This is a genomic window from Pseudoalteromonas sp. 2CM32C, assembly GCF_023161925.1.
GTDB lineage: Bacteria > Pseudomonadota > Gammaproteobacteria > Enterobacterales > Alteromonadaceae > Pseudoalteromonas > Pseudoalteromonas marina.
In genome coordinates, this window is the sequence record NZ_JALNTI010000002.1 from 582,688 (window position 1) to 604,361 (window position 21,674).

Genomic DNA, 21,674 nt, shown 5'->3' on the forward strand with positions numbered 1-21,674 from the left:
TTATGAAAAAATTTACTTTAGTAGCTTATTTAAGCATTGTTAGTGTGTTTTCATCGCCGGTATTTGCAGACGAACAAAGCGATTTACTCGCTATTCAACAGCAGTGGGCTGTCGCTAATTATGAGCTTAAAGATGATGCACAAATCAAAGCCTTTACTCAACTGAGTGAGCAAAGTGCTCAATTTATTGAAAACTACCCTGATTCAGCAAATAGCTATACGTGGAACGGCATTGTACTGGCTAGTTTTGCTGGCGCAAAGGGTGGGGTAGGGGCACTGGGTTATGCTAAAGATGCAAAAGCGTCATTAGAGCAAGCCCTTAAAATAGACGACAGTGCTTTAGGTGGCTCAGCGTATGCCAGCCTAGCAACCTTATACAGTAAAGTACCGGGGTGGCCTATTGGTTTTGGTGATGATGACACCGCCAACAAGTTTTATAAGCAAGCGCTCGCTTTTAACAAAAAAGGCATTGATACTAATTACTTGTATGGTGAGTTTTTATATGACGAACGTGAATATGAGCAAGCTAAAGTCCATTTGTTAGTTGCGCAAGCAGCAGGTATTCGTGATACTCGTGCTAAAGCTGATAAATATCGTCAACAAGCAATTAGCTCTTTATTAGCTAAAGTAGATAAAAAACTAAAGAGATAACAAAATAAACAATGCATTTATTATTAGTTGAAGATGATCATCTTGTGGCGCAAGGGCTTTGCCGCTCATTGCGCCAAGAAGGCTACAGTGTAGAGCATAGCGCAACGGTTAAGCATGCATTGCAATGCTTAGGCAGTGGTGAAATAGAGTTGGTTATACTTGATCTAGGTTTACCCGATGGTGATGGTTCACAAATTTTAAAGCACATAAAAGCACAAAAAAAAGTGATTCCGGTGGTTATACTAACTGCACGAAGTAGCATTGATGACAAAGTGCAAGGGCTTGATATGGGCGCTGATGATTATTTAGCTAAGCCATTTGAACCAGCCGAATTATTTGCTCGTTTGCGCGTAGCGAGCCGCCGAGTAAATCAAGCTCAGTCGAGTTTATTACAGTGTGGTGAAGTGACTATGGACACGTCAGCGCATAGTGTCACACTCAACGATGGGCTACTTTCTCTGCCACGAAAAGAGTACATGCTGCTAAAGGCACTATTGGAAAACCAAGGTCGCGTGCAATCTAAACAGCAGTTAGAAAATAAACTCTATCAGTGGGGAGAAGAAGTTGGCTCCAACACCATTGAAGTACATATTCATCACCTACGAAAAAAATTCCCCAGCGATTTTATTAAAACTCTCCGTGGTATTGGCTATGTCGTGGGAAAGAGATAGTTCACGTGATTAAAACGCCCCTAGATTGCACAAACTTGAATTTACAAAGGTAACCATACTCTATGTCAATTCGTAAGCGTTTAACTCTTATTTTACTATCAATGATGGTGTTAACGTGCTTTTTAGCTTTAGTCAAAGGCTACCAAAAAAGTATGAGCCATGGTGAGCAATTACTCGATAGTGAGCTAAAAGTGGTCGCTGGAGTGTTGATGCAACAGCCTTTATCTATAAACGCCATGGCGCCAAAAATACAAGACAGCGCCCAGTTACTGTATCAAATTTGGCAAGCTGGTGAGCTTCTTAGTGGCTCTAATGAATTGAATCTAAATTTGAGCCAGTATCAAGCGGGTTTTCAAACGCTTAATATTGCAGGACAGCGAATGCGAGTATTCGTTTTTGTCACTTCTTTACGCACCGTGATTGTTGCCGAGCCGATTGCTAAGCGGTTTGAACTTGCCGAGGCGGTGATTTTATCAGCCATGTTGCCTATGCTTTGGGCGGTTCCTTTGCTTGCGCTATTTATTAGCTTTTTTGTTAAATATGCACTGGCACCATTAACCCGTTTATCAAAACAGTTAGCTCTGCGCCAAGCAAATGATTTTACTGCGATCAATTGGCAGGTGACAGATGAAGAAATAAAACCGGTGATCAGCCGCTTAAACGATTTATTTAAACGCGTAGAAACCGCCTATTTACGAGAGCGTTTTTTTGCCTCTGATGCGGCACATGAATTACGTACTCCCCTGAGCAGTTTAAAAATTAATGTGCACAATTTGGCAGCTCAACAAGGAGATAACCAAGAACTACAAGCCATGACCCAAGGTATTAATCGACTGTCCAATATAGTCGAGCAAATGCTAATACTAGGGCGTACTCAGCCAGAGCAGTGGCAAAAACAGTTTAAGGAGCAGTCATTATTAGCGATCACGCAAGAAGGTGTTAGCCAGTTGTATGAAAAAATAGAGGCTAAAAATCACACTATCAGCCTTGAGGGAGATGATTTTATCATTAACGGTGATGAATTTACCTTAGTGACGCTGATTTCAAACCTACTTAGCAATGCTATAAAGTACGCACCAGCCAATGGACAAATAAAAATAACGCTAAAGCAGATGCACAAGCAGCGTACTTGGCAAATAGAAGACAGTGGCCCAGGTATGACGAACGATCAAAAACAACGGATATTTAACCGTTTTTATCGTGTTGGCGGTGACCAACACCCTTCGGGTGAACAAGGTGCGGGCTTAGGCATGGCAATAGTGCAGCATATTATTGCTATTTATCGCGCTGAAATTCACTTAACGGATAGTGATTTGGGTGGCTTAAAAGTACAGGTAGTTTTTGCAGGAGCTAAATGTGATTAAACAACTTATTAGGCCTTACTTATATTGTTGTGTATTTTTATCATTTAACGCCGCCAGTAAAGACTATCGTATTGTACTTAAAGATCATTTGTTTTACCCCGCAGAAATCGTCGTGCCGGCCAATAAAAAGGTACGCTTGTTAATTGAAAATCAAGATAGTACGCCTGAAGAGTTCGACAGTTTCGATCTCAATCGAGAGAAAGTACTTTACCCAAAGCGCAAAAGCGTTATTTATATCGGGCCATTAATCCCTGGGCGCTATGAATTTTTTGGCGAGTTTTCGCCCAATACGGCGCGTGGTGCTGTCATAGTGACTGAAAAGGAGCGTTCTAATGCTAATAACTAGCCTAGTGATGAGTCTAAACCAGTTACTGCCGGTGGCCATTTTACTTATTTTACTCCAAGTTGTAGCCAAGCAAAGTTTAATGAAATTGCTGGGAGGGCTTATTTTAGGGATCGGGCTTTCATTTTTGTTTGTAAAAAGTGCGCCGTTAATGAGCCCCTTGTTTGACTATCAGGGTTTAGAATATGCCCAAATTGGTTTGTGTATTTTAATTTTTATTAGTGCACTGTACTACGCCATTAAACAAGCAACAGCTGCTTTTATGATTGCGATTATCAGTGTAATGACACTTTATTTAAGTCACTACATTATTTACCTGATTGGCTTTTGGCAAAGCAACGAAGCGGCTCAAAGTTTATTTATTGGCACTTTTTTAGGGTTGGGAATATGCAGCAGCTTTAGCGTCTTGTTGTATTTTTTATTGAGTGCAATCAAACAGCGCTTTGGGCTTACCCCTTTATTGGTATTGTTAGCTTTAAATAGTGCAGCAAAACTAGTTGTGGCGCTTGATTTGGCGAGCCAAATTGATTTGATAGCAACAACGGTAACCGTATGGGATTTACGTGACATTTTAACCGAAAACTCAGAGTTTGGGAGAGTATTGCGAGCTCTGATCGGTTATGAGGCTACGCCAAATTTAACCAGTCTTTTAAGCTATGTGCTGAGCAGCGTGTTATTTTTATCTGCTTGTTATTTTATTCCTAAATCAATCACTAAGGAAAAATCATGAAAGCAATAAACCTATTTGCAGCTACTGTATTAATTGGTTTTTGTTTATTAATACCTAAGCTCGCTTATGCTGATGGCATAGTAGTAGATAAAGTTTATCACCCGTATGTGTTGCCGTTTGAACGAGAGCTTGAGTGGCGCCTTGTGTCGCATCAAACCGACAGTGGCAATATTTTAGCTCAACGTATTGGTTTAGGTGGTGCCATTAACGACACTATGGCACTCGAAGGTTATTTAGTGGGTGAGCGAGATGATAACGGCGACTTTGGCTTGCAAGCGTATGAATTGGAGCTTAGATGGCAACTAATAGAGCAAGGCCGGTTATGGGCCGATTGGGGCGCTTTGTTTGAATTTGAAAAACAGCATGACGCCGACGCATACGAAGCAACCTCCGGTTTTGTAATTGAAAAAGAGTTTGGTCGTGCAAGTCTCACCATGAATGCTTTTTTGGTATACGAATGGGGGCAAGATATAGAGAACGAATGGGAAACAGAGTTTAGGGCACAATATCGTTACCGATACTTGTCTGCGTTTCAACCCTCTATTGAGTTATATGCAGGGGAAGATTTTATCGGAATTGGGCCCGGGTTTATTGGGCTATACCGGTTTGAAGGGCAAAAACAGCTAAAATGGGAAGCTGGCTTTATAAGTGAAATTAGCCAGTCTGAAAAAAACCACAGTTTTAGACTTGCCCTAGAATTTGAATTTTAAGCATATAAATACAGGTTGATTATTTATTGCTCAATAAAATAAGGAAGTGCTTGACTTATATTTGGTTATCTATATAGTGGGCCGCAGCTAGAAAGAAAGCATGTAAGCTATAAATCTCCATTTCGTTGTTGTATAAGTAATACTTGTAGTACCGTCCTGAAGTTTTTAAAGTACCATCTCATTTTTTGCTACACCCGCTCATATGAGCATATTTTTTATTTTTATATCAGGATATTACAATGTCTAACATCGTATCAGGTACAGTTAAGTGGTTCAACGAGTCTAAAGGTTTTGGTTTCATCGAGCAAGAAAATGGCCCAGACGTTTTCGCACATTTCTCAGCAATCAAAAGCGAAGGTTTCAAAACTTTAGCTGAAGGCCAACGTGTAGAGTTTACTCTTTCACAAGGTCAGAAAGGTCCTCAAGCTGATAACATCACAGCTGTATAATTTTACTTTTTAAGTAAAATGAAAAAAAGCGCCTAGGGCGCTTTTTTTGTGCCTAAAATAAACCTAACTTATGTAACAACCCTACCTACTACACACAAGCACAATTTAAGTGATTCTATTTCCCCCTAAACACCACTACTTTTTGGCAGTAATACGTTGCAATAAAATGTCGAAATAGCCAGTTTTAATGAATAATACCAACTCCCTTAATTAAGTGATCTTTTGAGGATGAAAAAGCGCGTGAAAGCTGCTCTAAATGAGTTTTTTACGCAGATAATGATACGTTTTGCATTGCAGGTTGGTATAAAGCGAAGAAGCTGACAAGTGCTTGCAGCGCTTATTAAAGTACTAATTAATACGATGAGGTAACAACACTTGTTATTGGTTTACAGCACAGGTAAACAATACAAATTAAAAGTTTGCTTATTTACCGTAAGGGCTTTTTTTAGTTTTGTTTATCTCTTTATGTGCTTTTTGCATTTTTTCTATAAGAACTGTATCTGTATCTTTATTTGCAGCTAAATAAGCAACCGTTGTTAGTGCATCTATTTTAAAAATAAACTTTAAGTGGCCAGGCTTAAGTTTAAAGTAATCACTGTATTGGAGCATGTAATGCGGGTCATCCAATATTAGGTCTACTTTTTTGGCTAGTAGTAACTTATAAGAATGCTGTATATCTGAAGTTATAACGCCCTCAAATCCCATTTTAGTGAGAGTTTGGGTCGAGAAGTCGTTATGTTGCATAGCTATTTTGTAATTTTTTGCTTGGTTAATATTATTGATTACTATATCGGTTCTGTCTGATAGCCCAACAAACCCCATTTCAAAGCGACCAATTTCCCCTACCCACTGAAATTGATCTTCACGTTCTGGCGTGCGAGCAATGCTGTAAATAAACGTGTTTTTTTCCTCGCTTGCCATTTTGTAGGCGCGGGCCCAAGGGTACATTTGTATGTCTGGTGTTAAACCAGCCTGTTTAAATATATCTCTTATGTACTGTGTTCCTTTACCTTGAACTTCACCGTCTATTAAAACTTGATTAGGTGGTGCTAATTCTGTAACAACAAGTAAAGGCTCTTCAGCCAAAGTACTAAATGATAAAAAAAGGATAAAAAAGGTCAGATTATATTTCACTACAACTAGTCTATTTAGGCTTGAAAAAACTTAATTAAGTGTGGTTTAAAATTGTTAAATTTACAAAGTATTAGCGATTAATTGAGTTGTAAAAAATCTCATAATGAAAATAAAGAGAGGATATAGGAAGGAAGGTAACTTTATTAAAGCCCTAAAACGATAAAAGGGCCTTGCGGCCCTTGGTGAAGTATCGTTCAAGTCAGCTAGCACTTTAACCCCTTAAAGTACTAACTTCTTGTTTTGCAACACCGGTTCATCTCTTAAGTTTCTAAGCTAGCGAGAGGAAAAACCCAGCAATTGCTGCGCTCATAAGGTTAGCCATAGATCCTGCTAACACTGCTCTGAGCCCTAAGCGTGCGATATCCTTCCGCCTGCTAGGCGCCATACCGCCTAACCCACCTAGTAAAATGGCTATCGATGATAAGTTAGCGAATCCACACAAAGCAAACGTAACAATTGCTTGTGTGTGCGCACTTAACGTATCGCGATAATTTATAAAGTCTAAGTAAGCAACAAACTCGTTTACTACTATCTTTTGACCAATAAAACTGCCGGCTATAATTGCTTCATCCCACGGTACACCGAGTAACCATGCAACAGGAGCAAATACATAACCTAAAATTTCTTGTAGCGTTAATGTTGGATGATCAAACCATCCGCCTACACCACCTAATAAACCATTTAGAAGCGCAATTAACGCTACGAATGCCAGTAGCATTGCACCAACATTAAGTGCTAAATGCATACCATTTGCCGCACCTGATGCAGCAGCATCAATAACGTTTACCGGTTTATCATCGTCGTTTAAATCTAAATCAGCTAAGTTATCTTTAGGTGTTTCGGTTTCTGGCACAATCATTTTTGCCATTAAAAAACCACCTGGTGCCGCCATAAAGCTGGCTGCAATTAAGTACTTAAGCTCTACACCAATAATTACGTAACCCGCCATTACAGAGCCAGCTACAGTGGCTAAGCCACCTACCATTACAGCAAATAACTCAGACTTGGTCATTGTTGCTATAAAAGGTTTAACAATTAACGGCGCTTCAGTTTGGCCAACAAATATATTTGCCGTCGCTGAAAGTGATTCTGTTCGCGAGGTTTTTAAAAGCTTTTGTAAACCACCGCCTAAAATTTTAATTATCCAGTCCATAATGCCTATGTGATATAAAACAGCGACCAGCGCTGAGAAAAACACAATTACGGGCAAAACCTGAATTGCAAAAATAAAACCTAACGTATCCTGCGATGCCAGTGGGCCAAACAAAAAGCCAATCCCGTCATTCGCGTAGCCAATAACCGATGAAACGGCTGCTGACATACTTGCCAATACGTTTTTTCCTGCGTCAAAAAACAGAACAAAGCCGCCAATAACAACTTGCATTGCAAATGCTATAGCAACGGTTCTTAAATTAATTGCCTTGCGATTAGTTGACGCGGCAAAGGCAATGCCCAGCAGCACACACATGCCTACCAAGCTCATAAATGTTGTCATACAAATGTTTCCCGTTGTTATTCTTGTAGTAAATATTTAATTTTACTTTTTATAATATCAATCGCAACGCGGTTCATGCCGCCTCGAGTCACTACTAAATCTGCATTATGCTTAGAAGGCTCAATAAATTGATAAAACATCGGTCTTACAGTTGCTTGATACTGTTCAACAACAGATTGTAACGTTCTGCCTCGCTGCTCCATATCACGTTGCATACGACGCATTAAGCAGATATCTAAAGGGGTATCTATAAATACCTTGATATCAAATTCTTTATTTAGCGCTTTGTCGCTCAGTAATAAAATACCTTCAACAATTAAAATTTTTGCAGCGGCTACGCGTCGCGTTTTATCGCTGCGGGTATGCTGTGCATAATCATATGTTGGTACTTCTACTGAATTTCCACTACGAAGTTGAGTTAAATGTTCAAGCATTAACTCATGTTCAAATGCATCAGGGTGGTCGTAGTTCGTTTGCGTACGATGAGCCATCGGCAAATGCGACTGATCCTTGTAATAAGCATCTTCTTCAATAATGGCAATTGCGCCCGGTTCAAGCTCATTAACCAACTCGTTGTATATAGTTTGGCTAAACAGAGATTTGCCCGACGCAGACGCGCCAGCAATAGCTATAATAGTTGTTCGTGTCACTAAAGTTCTCACCCACACAGAAGGATATATTGTTGGTAGATCACAATAGCAAAAAAGACACGATTAATCTCTTTTGCTTCGCTTAAGAACGCAAATTTATAATGTTTAGGTTTTATGAAACAGGACTTTTGTCCTGTACGGAAAAATCGTTCAGCAGATAAAGTAACCACCTAGAAACAAAGTGAGGTCAAAATGGCAAGAGCAATTATCTTAATGGCAGATAGCCTAGGAATCGGTGCAGCACCAGATGCAGATAAATTTGGTGATCTTGGCGCCAATACATTCGCTCACTTACTAAAAGCATATTACGACGAAACAGGCAGCGCACTTTCGCTTCCTAATTTATCTAAATTAGGTTTAGTAGACGCCTGTGAAGCCGCCGGTGGAGAAACGTGTTTAGTTTCAGACCGCCAAGCACCACAAGGTGCATGGGGTTACGCTAAAGAACTTTCTAGCGGAAAAGACACTCCATCAGGCCATTGGGAAATGGCTGGCGTGCCTGTGTTATTTGATTGGGGATATTTCCCAAAAACACAGCCCAGTTTCCCACAAGAATTTGTAGACGAGTTTATAGCTCGTACAGGTATTCCTGGTATTTTAGGCAATTGCCATGCATCAGGAACAACCATATTAGAACAGCTAGGTGAAGAGCACGTAAAAACAGGTAAACCAATCTGTTACACCTCAGCTGATAGCGTGTTTCAAATAGCCGCGCATGAAGAGTCATTTGGCCTAGAGAAGCTTTATCAAGTTTGCGAAATCGCACGGGCGCTGCTTGATGAAATGAATATAGGGCGAGTGATTGCGCGGCCATTTTTGGGTTCAAATAGTCAAGACTTTGCACGAACAGGTAATCGTCGTGACTATTCAGTACTTCCGCCAGCACCAACATTGTTAGATGTTTTAGCAAAAGACGGCGGCGAAGTAATCAGTATTGGTAAAATTTCAGACATATACGCGCATCAAGGCATAACCCAAAAGCACAAAGCACCAGGGCTTATGAACTTGCTTGAAAAAACCAGCGAGGTTATTTCAACAGCACCTGATCGCAGCTTAATTTTTACCAACTTGGTTGATTTTGATGAAAAATTTGGTCATCGCCGTAACCCGGTAGGTTACGCTAAAGCATTAAAAGAATTTGATGACTATTTACCAACTATACTAAACCAGTTAAATGCAGATGATGTATTAATGATCACTGCCGACCACGGGTGTGACCCAACCTTTCCAGGTTCTGAGCACACGCGTGAATACGTACCTGTGATAGCGTATAAGCCTGGTATGGATAATACACCGCTAGGTGAACGAAACAGTTTTGCAGATATTGGTCAAACACTAGCACAGTGGTTTAACTTGTCTGAGCTTGAATATGGCGACAGCTTTTTAACTCAATTAAACGCGCCAAAATAAAAAGGAAACAACGAATGAGTACTCCTCATATAAATGCAAATGTTGGTGATTTCGCCGAAACAGTTTTAATGCCAGGCGATCCGCTACGTGCGCAATATATTGCTGAAAACTTTTTAGATGATGCGGTACAAGTAACTGGTGTACGCAACATGTTTGGCTTTACAGGTACTTACAAAGGTAAGCCAGTAAGCATTATGGGTTCAGGCATGGGTATTCCATCAATGTCTATTTATGCACGTGAGCTAATTGTTAGCTTTGGCGTAAAAAACATTATACGCATTGGTACATGTGGCGGTATTGGTACCGACATTAAAATCCGTGACGTAATTTTTGCACAAGGTGCAAGTACAGATTCAAACGTAAACCGTGCACGTGTTCGTGGTTACGACTTTTCTGCAATTGCAGACTTCGACCTACTTTTAAACGGCGTTAATGCAGCAAAAGAGCTAGGTATTAAAGCAAAAGTAGGTAACGTATTTACAACCGACACTTTCTATCAAGCAGACGACACTTTCTATAAAGATTTAGATAAGTTAGGCGTGCTAGCTGTAGATATGGAAACAGCCGGTTTATACGGCGTTGCAGCTGAGTACGGCGCAAACGCAATGGCATTATTTACCGTAAGCGACCACGTGATCACTGGCGAAGCAACACCTGCTGACGAACGTCAAAGCACGTTTAACGAAATGGTTAAAATTGCATTAGAGTCTATCTAATCAATAAAACAGTTCCTTGGTAACGTATTCACTAAGTTTTGGAGACACGCCCAAAGTGAAGTGAGACTAACCTCCAAAGCCGCATTTTATGCGGCTTTTTTTATGCTTTAATAATAAAATCAATGAGTACCAGACTCTAAAAGCGCAGCGACTCTTAACCTCTTTGTGAATAATGGGCTTTTGAAATCTTTATGCACAAATATAAGCGAATGAGGAGTAAATGAGCAGACAAAGTGAACAGAATGAGGAGTAAATGAGTAGCTAAAATAAATTGGCTAGGGCTTTGTTTTGTAGACGTAGAGCTTGCTCACGTTAGAAGCGCAGCTTCTTATTACTTAAAAAAGGTATCACCACAGAGTGCACCGAGGCGCTTCGCGCTTCACAGAGTTAAAAATATTTGTTAGTCGCTACTCCTGGTCTTCTCCTTCACTTCTCGGTGGTGAAATAATCACTTTTATAGCAGTTGCTATTAAACGAAAGTAAAGCGAGTCTGTAGGCTACATTCAGCCACTGCTTTTAAAATCTTAATGCACAAAGAGAAGCAAATGAGGAATAAATGAGTAGCCATAGTAAGCAGGGTTAACTGATTTTGTAGACGAAGGCTTGCTTACGTTAGAAGCGTAGCTTCTTGTTACTTAAAAAAAGGTATCACCACCGAGCGCATCGAGGCGCTTCGCGCTACACCGAGAAAACAGGAGTAACAATTAGTCACGGCTTCTGGTCTTTCCTTTACTTCTTGATGGTGAAGCAATCACTTTTCATACCATCATTAAAAATTATGTATTTAACAAAATTATTTTAAAAGCTGGGTTAAACTCAAGCTAAACTTCGCAATGAAAGCCAAGGTTATTCATTTAATTGCTACCCGAAAACGTTAAAATTTGCTATGTTGCAATACAATACACGCTTAGTGTTTTTATTAGGAAAGTTATGAAATCGTTATCTATTTTTTTTGCTTTATTTACCTTTACGCTAGCCTTAAATAGCTATGCCACAGAGCCTACTACCGAACAGCAAAAAGCGGATGAAAAAGTAAACACACTAGAATATAAAGCCCCTGAGCTTAAAAAACCGGTTGTTGACCCAACCAAACCAGACGACTCAAAAGTGTTAGGCGATGAAACACCAAAACCAGTTGAAAAGCCTAAAAATAAAATAGAAAAGGCAGCAGCCGTAGCCGAAGCAGAAAAAGCAGTAGCCCAAGCAAAAGAGGCCTTAACAGCTAAACAGCAAGCTAAAGCTAAGCAATCACGCGAATCACTTGCTGTGGTTGAGCAACTTATAAAAGCTTATAACGCGCGCAACATTGAAGAGTTTATTCGTGTTTACGATGAAGATGTAGAGTTTTATATTTTCCCCAATGAGCTATTATTTAAAGGAAAAGAAAAACTAATAGCACGTTATGGTTTAATGTTTAAAAAGCTAAAGTGTATTCACTCATCGCCAATTAAACGCATAGTCCATGGTGATATAGTAATAGACCATGAGCTATCAGAAACCTGCTCAGCAGACGAAAACGTAATAGATAAACGCTCAGAGCTTGTATCGAGCTATCAAATTAAAAACGGAAAAATAATTCGCGTATTATTTTTTCGTTAAGGATTATTATGCAAATTACTGACGACAAAAAACTTCGCTTAATGTACCGAGTAGAGCCCGGTTGTTTAGGCCCCGAAGGCGCACAACATATTGAAGATTTTTGTCGTTATGCCAATAAGCATATTAAGTCACCTTATTATGCACAATTCGTTTTTTTACCGCGTTACGATAAACAAAAAGACGAACGCCAATACAGCGTAAAAAGCCGTAACCTATCGCAATTGCAGGTTAAAAAGTACTTTAGTCATTTTGAAATCGATATGGATGGCTTTGAGGAGCAACTCGACGAGCTACTCACCAAAGCAATCGACTTGTACTTTAAACGCTAACAGCTAAAGCTCCGAACAAAAGTAAAGCGGCTAAAGGTATATTTAGCACGTATGCTTTATTAAATCACTTTGCCCCAGCCTCTAAAAGCGCAGCGACTCTTAACCTCTTTGTGAATAATCTTTCAAAAACGTAATGCACAAAGAGAACAGAATAAGGAGTAAATGAGTGGCCAAGGCAAACAGGCGCATTGTATTTTTTGTCAAATCACTTAGTCCCAGCCTCTAAAAGCGCAGCGTCTCTTAACCTCTTTGTGAATAATCTTTCAAAAACGTAATGCACAAAGAGAAGTGAATGAGGAGTAAATGAGAAGAGCAAAACCAATCCTAAATTTGGTTTTTACACGCCGAGTTTGCTCATGCAACTATGTCAGTTCAATAAGCTCTAACTCTAAAAGCGCAGCGCTTCTTAACCTCTTTGTGAATAATGGGCTTTAAAATTTAAATGCACAAAGAGAAATGAATGAGAATAAAATGAGAAGCCAAAGTAAATAGGGTAGAGTTTTGTCTTGTAGACGTAAAGCTTGCTCACGTTAGAAGCGTAGCTTCTTATTACTTAAAAATACATACCACCACAGAGTGCACCGAGGCGCTTCGCGCTACACAGAGTTAAAAAATATTGGTTAGTCACTGCTCCTGTTCTTCTCCTTCACTTCTCGGTGGTAAAACAATCACTTTTATAGCACAACTAAAACGCTTCTACAGGCTGTATTTAGCCACGGCATTGTGAATATGAACTTTTAAATCTTAATGCACAAAAAGAAGTAAATGAGAAAACATAATGATCTGGGCAATGCTTAGCCTTGTCTTGTAGACGTAGAGCTTGCTCACGTTAGAAGCGCAGCTTCTTGTTTCAGGTCAAATATTAAATTACTTAGTTCCTAACTCTAAAAGCGCAGCGCCTCTTAACCTCTTTGTGAATAATAATCTTTAAAATTTAAATGCACAAAGAGAAGCGCATGAGAAGAAAATGAGAAAACAAAGTGAACAGGTCATAGTTTGGCTTTGTTTTGTATAAGTAGAGCTTGCTCATGTTAGAAGCGCAGCTTCTCACCGTATTAAATAATCAGCTGCGTGTTAACCACTTATCCAAAAGCACAGGACTTTATTACAGCCATAAAAAAAGAGCTTTAGCTCTTTTTTACAAACTATATAAGCAAGCTAAACTTACTCGCCTGCCACAATAGTATTAAAGCTATTATTATCGTGAAGGCTTGCAAATGCACTTTCGTGGAGTAACTCATTACGTAAGTTAGGTGAATACTCAAGTGCCATTTTTATATCGGCCAGCGCATCGGCGTGCTCGTGTATTAGCGCAAACGCACAGGCACGTTGCCAATACGCATAACCATAATCGCTATCTATATCAATTGCTTGGTTACATAAATCAATCGCTTTGGCGGTTTGATTAATTTCAAGCAGGGCATCAGCTTTGTAAGCAATAGCTTCAACGTCTTCAGGTTTACGCTTTAAAATTTCATCAAAAATCTCGATTTTATTAGCATAATCACTTTCTAAATTTGCGCGCATCCACAACGAGTGAACCTCATTTGTAATCGATATACGCTCTTGGTTGCTAAGTATTTCTTCCGAACGAACGCGCAGCTTTTCTTCTAATACTTTTAAACGTTCTTCGTACTCATCGGTAATAACACTCACGCGGGTATTTACAATATCTTCTACTTTATTTTTAACATCGCGCAGCGAGTTCCAGCCAACAAGTACCAAAATAGATGCCGTCGCAGTAATAATAAAAAACACATTATTTATAGTATCGGTAGTGTAAGTAAGGGCTCTGTCAGCTGTATCTAATTGCGCATGTGTTACTTGTTTAGTAACGTCTTCACGTAGTTTTTGCTGATCTTGGCGAACCGCTTTTAGCTCATCTAAAATGTAGCGTTCCATAAGCGGTTTATACATAGGCTCTTTAAGTTGTTCAAGCGCTTGCTGTTCTTGTAGCTTTGAGGGGGCTTCTGTTTGTTGCTCAGCCGCATTAGCCGACGTTAAAAATAAAGTAAAACAAATACATAGTAAATAAGAGTAATAACGCATCAACATGCCCAAATAAAATAATAAATTGCAAAAATAATATTAACACGCACAACCTAAACTCACTAGGGCGGGTTTTGTTTTGAAGGTGAGATTACAGCACATTATAAATTATTATCACTAAAGCAGTGTGCAGTAATAAATTTTAGGCAAAAAAAACCAGCTCTGGGTGAGCTGGCTGAAACTGCTAAAACATCAAAGGTTAGGGAAAACTTAACTACCGTTAGCTAATAAAAATCAGCTAACAAAAAACAGGTAAATTAGAGTTATAAAGTAAAGGTGTATTGGGCTTAGTAATACACCTTTAACGTTATAACTACAATTTCATGGTGAAGGGGGGTATTCCTATGTGCGCTGTGGTAAACCAAAGCCACTTTCAAACCCTTCACATACCATTACGCCGCTACTTTTTAATTCGATCATCGTTATTTAAAAAAAGATCAAAAATTTTTAAAGGCTCGTTTTTAAATACCAATCAAAAATACAAATCGGTCCAATCGTTTTAAATACGGTGCATTTGTTGGTATAGCTCAAAAAATAAGCCTATATTGGTAATTCAAAATAAGTACAAGTATATAAACAATTGATTAAGCAACATTTGCATGAATTAAAAATAGTAATACCTAAACAAATTGACCATTGCTTACGTATTTTATTTTAGACCAAGAGGATTAAATAATGAGTAACTCTAGCGCTGGCAAATGCCCGGTAATGCATGGCAGCAATACACAAACAGCAGGCCAAAACACAGATTGGTGGCCAAATGCACTTAATTTCGACATCCTTCATCAACACGATACAAAAAGCTCTCCATACGGTAGCGACTTTAACTACGCTGAAGCATTCAAATCCCTAGATCTAGAAGCCGTAAAAACCGATTTAAAAAACTTAATGACCCAAAGCCAAGATTGGTGGCCAGCCGATTGGGGCCACTATGGCGGTTTAATGATCCGCATGGCATGGCACTCGGCAGGTTCGTACCGTTTATCTGACGGACGTGGCGGCGGTGGCACGGCAAATCAACGCTTTGCCCCTTTAAACTCATGGCCCGATAACGCCAATCTCGACAAAGCGCGCCGCTTACTTTGGCCAATTAAAAAGAAATACGGGAACAAACTCTCGTGGGCCGATCTCATTATTTTAGCGGGCAACATGGCGTACGAATCAATGGGCTTAAAAACCTTTGGGTTTGCCGGTGGCCGTGAGGACATTTGGCACCCAGAAAAAGACGTATACTGGGGCGCCGAAAAAGAATGGTTAGCACCAAGCGACGAACGCTACCAAAATGTTGATAAACCCGACACAATGGAAAACCCGTTAGCGTCTGTTCAAATGGGCCTAATTTACGTAAACCCAGAAGGGGTAAACGGTAAACCCGACCCGCTTAAAACCGCAGCACAAGTACGCGAAACGTTTGCCCGCATGGCAATGAACGACGAAGAAACGGCAGCGCTTACCGTAGGTGGCCACACAGTTGGTAAAACACACGGTAACGGAAAAGAGTCAAACCTTGGCCCAGAGCCAGAAGCGGCTGATATTTCAGAGCAAGGTATGGGGTGGAACAACCACAAAACACGGGGCATTGGCCGCGATACAATGACATCGGGCATTGAAGGTGCGTGGACCACACACCCAACAAAATGGGATAACGGCTACTGTGACCTTCTTTTAAATTACGAATGGGAACTGACAAAAAGCCCAGCAGGCGCTCACCAATGGGAACCTGTAAATATTAAAGAAGAAGACAAGCCGGTCGATGTAGAAGACCCATCAATTCGCTTAAACCCAATTATGACCGACGCCGATATGGCCATGAAAATGGACCCAGCGTACCGCAAAATAATTGAGCGTTTTCATAACGACTTTGAATACTTTTCAGACGTGTTTGCACGCGCATGGTTTAAACTTACGCACCGCGACTTAGGGCCAAAAGCGCGCTACCTAGGTGCCGATGTACCAAGCGAAGACTTAATTTGGCAAGACCCAATTCCAAGCGTTGATTACACCCTAACAGATACCGAAATCGCCGATTTAAAAGTAACACTACTTAATTGCGGCGTAAGCGCCAGCGATTTAATTAACACCGCATGGGACAGTGCGCGTACGTACCGAGGCTCTGATCACCGAGGCGGCGCAAACGGTGCACGTATTCGTTTAGCCCCGCAAAAAGAGTGGCAAGGCAATGAACCAGAACGCTTAGCAAGTGTGTTAACGGCTCTTGAAAAAGTACAAGCTGGGTTAAGTAAACCTGTTAGTATGGCCGATTTAATTGTACTTGGCGGCACAGCAGCGGTTGAACAAGCCGCTAAAAACGCAGGGGTAGAGGTTAACGTACCGTTTGCGCCAGGGCGCGGTGACGCAACCGACGACATGACCGACGCCGAATCGTTCGACGTACTTGAACCTATTCACGACGGTTTTAGAAACTGGCTGAAAAAAGACTACGTTGTGTCTGCAGAAGAGTTACTGCTTGAGCGCAGCCAACTAATGGGTTTAACAGCGCCAGAAATGTCGGTACTAATGGGTGGCATGCGTATGCTTGGCACAAACCATAGCGGCACACAACATGGCGTATTTACAAATAATGTAGGAACGTTAAGTAACGACTTTTTTGTAAACCTAACCGACATGGCAAACCGTTGGGAGCCAACAGGTAATGGCCTTTACAACATTGTTGACCGCGCAAGCGGTGCAACTAAATGGACCGCAACACGCGTAGATTTAGTATTTGGGTCAAACTCAATTTTACGCGCACTGGCAGAGTTTTATGCACAAGACGATAATAAAACCCGTTTTGTTCACGACTTTGTAAATGCATGGGTAAAAGTAATGAACGCCGACAGGTTTGATATTTAATAAACCTAAGTAACAGTTTAAAAGGAGCAGCAATGCTCCTTTTTTGTTTTTAAAAACTGAGCTTTTAAAACCGTATTGCACAAAGAGAAACGAATGAGGAGAAAATGAGTAGCCATACTAAGCAGAGTAAACTGATTTTTTGTAGACGAAGAGCTTGCTCACGTTAAAAGCGTAGCTTCTTGTTTTACATGCTATTTAATTTAAATAAATACAATCCCAAAATGGATATTGCCCGACACTTTTTACTATGCCAGTTCTTAGTGGGTTAGCAACAATATAACGAGCTTGATTAGTTAAATCTTTTTCAGAACGAAGCTGATACTCAAAATAATTTTGCTGCCAAATCTTGCCTGTTGTTTCATTTAGCTTATTTATTTTTACAGTCGATACACTTTTAAAGATTTTATTACGTTAGCTAGTGAGCAGTCTTTAAGCTGAAATAACCAATGGAGATGATCAGGCATTAATACATAACAAATTGTATTTACTTTATTTTGCATATCCACAATAGCCTTTGCTGCACTACATGCATTGCCAAATTCTTTAAATAGAGGTGCTCTATCTATGCAGCATATAGTCACAGAGTAGAACTGATTATTATTTGAAAAACGATGTGCTAATAATTTTGAGGAGTCATGCATAGGAAAGGAATATATTTTGGCTTTGTATAAACATAGATAAGAATTAATCTAAAACAAGTTTTAAAAAGCCTTGCTTTTTCACGCCAGCAAGCTGCGCGTCTACAAGTTACTTTAAACACTATTTTGTAGACGCAGAGCTTGCTCACGTTAGAAGTGAAAGCTTCTCAGGGCTACAAAAAAACACGAGCAATAGTTAATCACCTCTTGGTGATGATCTAATTACTTGTTTACTTATGCATTTAACCAAGCACAAAAAAGGCGCTAACTAAGCGCCTTTTACACTAAACACCAAAGGGTTTATGCTTTTTTCTCTTCGCAGCTTGCAAGGTACTCGTCAAACGTACCCTGAAAATCAATAACCTGCTTATCTTTAATATCAATAATACGCGTAGCTAACGACGAAACAAACTCACGGTCGTGGCTTACAAAAATAAGCGTGCCTGCAAAGTCTTTAAGCGCATTATTTAACGCTTCAATGGCTTCCATATCCATGTGGTTTGTTGGCTCGTCCATTACAAGCACGTTCACGTCTTGCATCATTAACTTACCAAATAACAAACGGTTTTTTTCACCACCTGAACAGTTACGCGCTTTTTTGTTTGAATCGTCTGCTGTAAACAACAAACGGCCTAGCATGCCACGTACCATTAAATCGTTATGCTTGGCCGTACGCCACTGCGACATCCAATCAAATAACGTTAAATCGTTATCAAAATCTTTAGTGCTGTCTTGCGGGCAGTAACCAAAGCTCGCATTTTCAGACCACTTAATTTCGCCTTCGTTACTTTTAAGCTCGTTAACTAAACAGCGCAAAAAGGTAGTTTTACCCACACCGTTTTCGCCAATTACCGCAAGCTTTGCACCGGCTTCTAGTAAAAACTCACCGCCACTAAATAACGTTTCACCATCAAAACCATGGCCAAGCTTGTTTACTTCAAGCGCTTGGCGGTACATTTTTTTGCCTTCGTCAAAACTTAACGATGGGCTCATACGGCTTGACGCTTTAACTTCATCAAGCTTAATTTTATCCATTTTTTTAGCGCGCGAACTTGCTTGCTTAGCTTTAGACGCGTTAGCACCAAAGCGGTTAACAAAGTCTTGTAGCTCGTCAATCTCTGCGCTCTTTTTAGCATTTTCGGCTAATAACTGCTCGCGCTGTAAGCCTGCCGCTTCTAAAAATTTCTCGTAGTTACCTGGATAAATACGCAGCTCACCGTAGTCAATGTCGGCCATATGTGTACATACCGAATTTAAAAAGTGGCGGTCATGCGAAATAATAATCATGGTGCATTTACGTTTATTAAGCTCATCAGCAAGCCACGTAATGGTATGAATATCCAAGTTATTGGTAGGCTCATCGAGTAGCAGTATATCTGGGTTTGCAAACAAGGCCTGCGCTAAAAGCACACGGAGTTTCCAACCTGGGGCAACGTTTGCCATTAACCCATAATGAAACTCTTTATCTATACCCGCTTCTATTAGTATTTCTTCAGCGCGGCTTTCGGCGGTGTAACCGTCCATTTCGGCAAAAACGCTTTCAAGGTCGGCTACTTTCATGCCGTCTTCTTCGCTCATTTCTGGTAACGAATAAATACGTTCGCGCTCTTGCTTCACTTTCCAAAGCTCAACGTCGCCCATAATTACCGCATCTACCACCGTGTATTGCTCAAATGCAAACTGGTCTTGGCTAAGGTTACCTACTTTTAACCCCGGGGTAATCGACACATTACCCGCGCTAGGCACAAGCGCACCGCTTAAAATTTTCATGAAGGTCGACTTGCCGCAGCCGTTAGCGCCAATTAAACCGTAACGGTTACCGTTACCAAATTTAGCTGAAATGTTTTCAAACAACGGCTCTGCGCCAAACTGCATCGTAATATTTGCGGTGGAGATCAAAAAGGGTAATCCTAGAATGAGTACTGACAGGAGCTTGCTGTAGCAAAAGGCCACAAACAACATCAAGCAATAGGGTAAATTAGCTGGCGAATTATACAGATCAGCCACAACTATTGAAAGGTAAAAGGCAGCTAATTTATAACCAACCCTAAACGCACTTAAACGGTGCAAAAGCCCTTAAAATTTGCCTAGCAAGTAATAAAGGTTAAATAAAAAAACTATTGATGGGTTTGGTAAATACGATCAATAACCGCTTTATTGTTAGTAATGTACGAATTAATAGTCGCAATATCGTCAGCAGTAACCGTTTTTTTACTCAGCATAAAATGCACATTATTAACGTTTATAGGCTCAACCAATGGCGCAGGCATAATGTTTGAATACTGTTTTGTAAAATATTGCGCCACTAACGAATCATCAATTAAAAAATTAATGCGCTGCTTGTTAAGCAAAATAAAACGCTTTTTAGACTCCTCCGTAAGCACCACTTGGTTTGCATACTGCGTGCGTAGTTGTTCAAACGCATCGCCAAAAACACTTCCTCTGTTTACACCCACCGTAAGCGATTTTTTAAATAACGCGTTAATGCTATTCACATTAGGCGAACTGGCGTGCTTATATAGCAGCATTTTTTCAACACGGTAGGGTAACGTAAAGTGGGCATACTCAGCGCGATCAGCCGTTTTGCTGGCGGCAAAAATTAAATCAACACGGCCCTGTTTTAGCTCTTCAAATGCACGTAACGAGCTAGGTAACACACTAAAATTTAAGCAATAAGGTGAGCTTTTAAAAATAGCCTTTAGTACGTCTATTTCAACCCCGCCCAGCGTATTGTTTTTTAAAATTACATAAGGCGGCCAGTAACTTTCGTTGGTAGCTACTGTTAACGTTTTAGTGCATCCCCAGGCATTAAATGCACTAAAAGTAAAAAGGGTTATAAACAATAATATTTTCAAACTACAGCCTTTTGTAAACGGTTTTTAGTGTGTATTTAATTATAATTTTTCAAACAGTTCTGCTAATTGTGCCTTACGGCTTTGTATTAATTTATTAACCTCAATAACATCTTGCATAGTAGACGTATTTTTACTCAGCATTAAATGAATAGAGCCCTTATTAACATAGGTTGTGGTATTAACTCGCTTAATAGTGTTTGACTGGCTAATGAAGTACTCACCCACTAACTGGTCTTCAATTATAAAATCGACCCGTTGTTTAGCTAATAAAGCAAAACGCGTTTTTGCCGCACCGGTAAAAATAATTTGTTTTGGATAAATACTTTTTAAGTGCTCAAATTGCTCGCCGTAATAACTCCCTACATGAGCGGCTACGGTATAGCCTTGTTCAAGCGCATCTTGCAGGTTTTTAACTTTATAGTGTTTATTTTTATGCTGATACAGCCACATCACCTCGTTGCGGTAACTATCCGAAAAATAAACATGCTCTGCACGTTTTTCAGTAAAGCTGGCAGCCCAACCTAAATCCATTCGGCCTTTAGTTTGTTCAACAAATGCGCGCTCGGTATTGGGTAAAAACTCAACCTGAACACAATAAGGCGACCCCGCAAAAATAAGCCAAAGCGCCGTTACTTCTTTACCTTGTGCGTGGCCGTCTACATTAACTACGTAAGGCGGCCAATAGGTGTCGTGCGACGCGACAAAAAACCTTTTTTCGCAAGCCGTACTCCCAAAAGAGAGGGCTACTAACAAATACACACCGTATTTTTTTAATCTATGCATTATATCCCTCATGCTAGCGACGCAATACGTACAGTATAAACCAGCCTAAAAATTTGGTAGCAAAATTTTGTGTAAATAGGTAAACAGTAATACGCGATTTATAAAGATATTTATTTTTAATCAATGCGTTGGGAAGGCTAAGCCAAAAGTGTTCATTTTTGTAATCGTTAAATTTGCAGTGCGTATATTTGATTAATAAAAAGGGCGTATTAATTTTAAATATTCTACTACTAAGTCTATATTTTA

Annotated in this window: 20 protein-coding genes; 12 read left to right on the forward strand and 8 right to left on the reverse strand. The window is 40.0% G+C overall.

The genetic code is table 11. From position 1 onward, the window contains the following. Positions 1-2 precede the first annotated feature (2 nt). The 7 genes from MTF67_RS06490 to MTF67_RS06520 all read left to right on the forward strand — a co-directional run bounded on the left by MTF67_RS06490 (position 3) and on the right by MTF67_RS06520 (position 4,917). Positions 3-650: a hypothetical protein gene (locus tag MTF67_RS06490; protein ID WP_248519052.1), complete on the forward strand. Its 648-nt coding sequence runs from the start codon at positions 3-5 to the stop codon at positions 648-650. An 11-nt stretch (positions 651-661) separates the two neighbouring features. Next, positions 662-1,321, forward strand: a complete 660-nt coding sequence (locus MTF67_RS06495; RefSeq protein WP_138740676.1) for a response regulator transcription factor — start codon at positions 662-664, stop codon at positions 1,319-1,321. A 62-nt stretch (positions 1,322-1,383) separates the two neighbouring features. Beyond that, positions 1,384-2,685 carry an ATP-binding protein gene (locus tag MTF67_RS06500; protein WP_248519053.1) on the forward strand — a complete coding sequence of 434 codons (1,302 nt, stop codon included), beginning with the start codon at positions 1,384-1,386 and terminating at the stop codon, positions 2,683-2,685. After that, the gene (locus tag MTF67_RS06505; RefSeq protein WP_006793322.1) at positions 2,678-3,031 is read left to right on the forward strand and encodes a cupredoxin domain-containing protein; all 354 of its coding nucleotides are present in this window, start codon (positions 2,678-2,680) and stop codon (positions 3,029-3,031) included. The genes MTF67_RS06500 and MTF67_RS06505 overlap by 8 nt, the downstream gene beginning before the upstream one ends. Then, on the forward strand, positions 3,018-3,758 hold the full coding sequence (locus MTF67_RS06510; protein ID WP_248519054.1) for an iron transporter: 741 nt from the start codon (positions 3,018-3,020) through the stop codon (positions 3,756-3,758). The genes MTF67_RS06505 and MTF67_RS06510 overlap by 14 nt, the downstream gene beginning before the upstream one ends. After that, a complete protein-coding gene (locus MTF67_RS06515) occupies positions 3,755-4,468 on the forward strand; it encodes a hypothetical protein (RefSeq protein WP_008132926.1) in 714 nt (237 codons plus the stop codon). The genes MTF67_RS06510 and MTF67_RS06515 overlap by 4 nt, the downstream gene beginning before the upstream one ends. Before the next feature lie 239 nt (positions 4,469-4,707). After that, positions 4,708-4,917 carry a cold-shock protein gene (locus MTF67_RS06520; protein WP_002959120.1) on the forward strand — a complete coding sequence of 70 codons (210 nt, stop codon included), beginning with the start codon at positions 4,708-4,710 and terminating at the stop codon, positions 4,915-4,917. A gap of 423 nt (positions 4,918-5,340) precedes the next feature. On the opposite strand, the gene MTF67_RS06525 is transcribed toward MTF67_RS06520, so the two are convergent. The 3 genes from MTF67_RS06525 to udk all read right to left on the reverse strand — a co-directional run bounded on the left by MTF67_RS06525 (position 5,341) and on the right by udk (position 8,196). Beyond that, positions 5,341-6,051, reverse strand: a complete 711-nt coding sequence (locus tag MTF67_RS06525) for a transporter substrate-binding domain-containing protein (protein WP_248519055.1) — start codon at positions 6,049-6,051, stop codon at positions 5,341-5,343. A 268-nt stretch (positions 6,052-6,319) separates the two neighbouring features. Beyond that, complete coding sequence (locus MTF67_RS06530; protein WP_008132935.1) at positions 6,320-7,546, reverse strand: NupC/NupG family nucleoside CNT transporter; 1,227 nt, start codon at positions 7,544-7,546, stop codon at positions 6,320-6,322. A 17-nt stretch (positions 7,547-7,563) separates the two neighbouring features. Then, complete coding sequence (gene udk / locus MTF67_RS06535) at positions 7,564-8,196, reverse strand: uridine kinase (protein WP_006794607.1); 633 nt, start codon at positions 8,194-8,196, stop codon at positions 7,564-7,566. Positions 8,197-8,388: 192 nt separating this feature from the next. On the opposite strand from udk, the gene MTF67_RS06540 reads away from it, so the two are divergent. The 4 genes from MTF67_RS06540 (at position 8,389) to MTF67_RS06555 (ending at position 12,250) form a co-directional block, all read left to right on the forward strand. Continuing rightward, a complete protein-coding gene (locus MTF67_RS06540) occupies positions 8,389-9,606 on the forward strand; it encodes a phosphopentomutase (RefSeq protein ID WP_008132937.1) in 1,218 nt (405 codons plus the stop codon). A gap of 14 nt (positions 9,607-9,620) precedes the next feature. Further along, positions 9,621-10,322 carry a purine-nucleoside phosphorylase gene (gene deoD / locus MTF67_RS06545; RefSeq protein ID WP_006794609.1) on the forward strand — a complete coding sequence of 234 codons (702 nt, stop codon included), beginning with the start codon at positions 9,621-9,623 and terminating at the stop codon, positions 10,320-10,322. A gap of 930 nt (positions 10,323-11,252) precedes the next feature. Next, positions 11,253-11,921, forward strand: a complete 669-nt coding sequence (locus MTF67_RS06550) for a nuclear transport factor 2 family protein (protein WP_008133082.1) — start codon at positions 11,253-11,255, stop codon at positions 11,919-11,921. Positions 11,922-11,929: 8 nt separating this feature from the next. Further along, entirely contained in the window at positions 11,930-12,250 is a 321-nt protein-coding gene (locus MTF67_RS06555; protein ID WP_058429360.1) for a hypothetical protein, read from the forward strand. 1,164 nt (positions 12,251-13,414) lie between these two features. On the opposite strand, the gene MTF67_RS06560 is transcribed toward MTF67_RS06555, so the two are convergent. Then, the gene (locus tag MTF67_RS06560; protein WP_248519056.1) at positions 13,415-14,299 is read right to left on the reverse strand and encodes a tetratricopeptide repeat protein; all 885 of its coding nucleotides are present in this window, start codon (positions 14,297-14,299) and stop codon (positions 13,415-13,417) included. A gap of 675 nt (positions 14,300-14,974) precedes the next feature. Here MTF67_RS06560 and katG point away from each other — a divergent pair. After that, complete coding sequence (gene katG / locus MTF67_RS06565; RefSeq protein ID WP_248519057.1) at positions 14,975-17,152, forward strand: catalase/peroxidase HPI; 2,178 nt, start codon at positions 14,975-14,977, stop codon at positions 17,150-17,152. Positions 17,153-17,529: 377 nt separating this feature from the next. Here katG and MTF67_RS18520 read toward each other — a convergent pair whose 3' ends face one another. From MTF67_RS18520 to MTF67_RS06580, 4 genes are all read right to left on the reverse strand, one after another. Then, complete coding sequence (locus MTF67_RS18520) at positions 17,530-17,793, reverse strand: transposase (RefSeq protein WP_348983487.1); 264 nt, start codon at positions 17,791-17,793, stop codon at positions 17,530-17,532. A gap of 297 nt (positions 17,794-18,090) precedes the next feature. After that, positions 18,091-19,689, reverse strand: a complete 1,599-nt coding sequence (locus tag MTF67_RS06570; RefSeq protein ID WP_010556085.1) for an ABC-F family ATPase — start codon at positions 19,687-19,689, stop codon at positions 18,091-18,093. Positions 19,690-19,907: 218 nt separating this feature from the next. Further along, positions 19,908-20,645: a transporter substrate-binding domain-containing protein gene (locus tag MTF67_RS06575; RefSeq protein ID WP_248519058.1), complete on the reverse strand. Its 738-nt coding sequence runs from the start codon at positions 20,643-20,645 to the stop codon at positions 19,908-19,910. Positions 20,646-20,684: 39 nt separating this feature from the next. Further along, positions 20,685-21,428 (reverse strand): transporter substrate-binding domain-containing protein, encoded by a 744-nt coding sequence (locus tag MTF67_RS06580; protein ID WP_248519059.1) that lies wholly within the window; start codon positions 21,426-21,428, stop codon positions 20,685-20,687. Positions 21,429-21,674 lie beyond the last annotated feature (246 nt).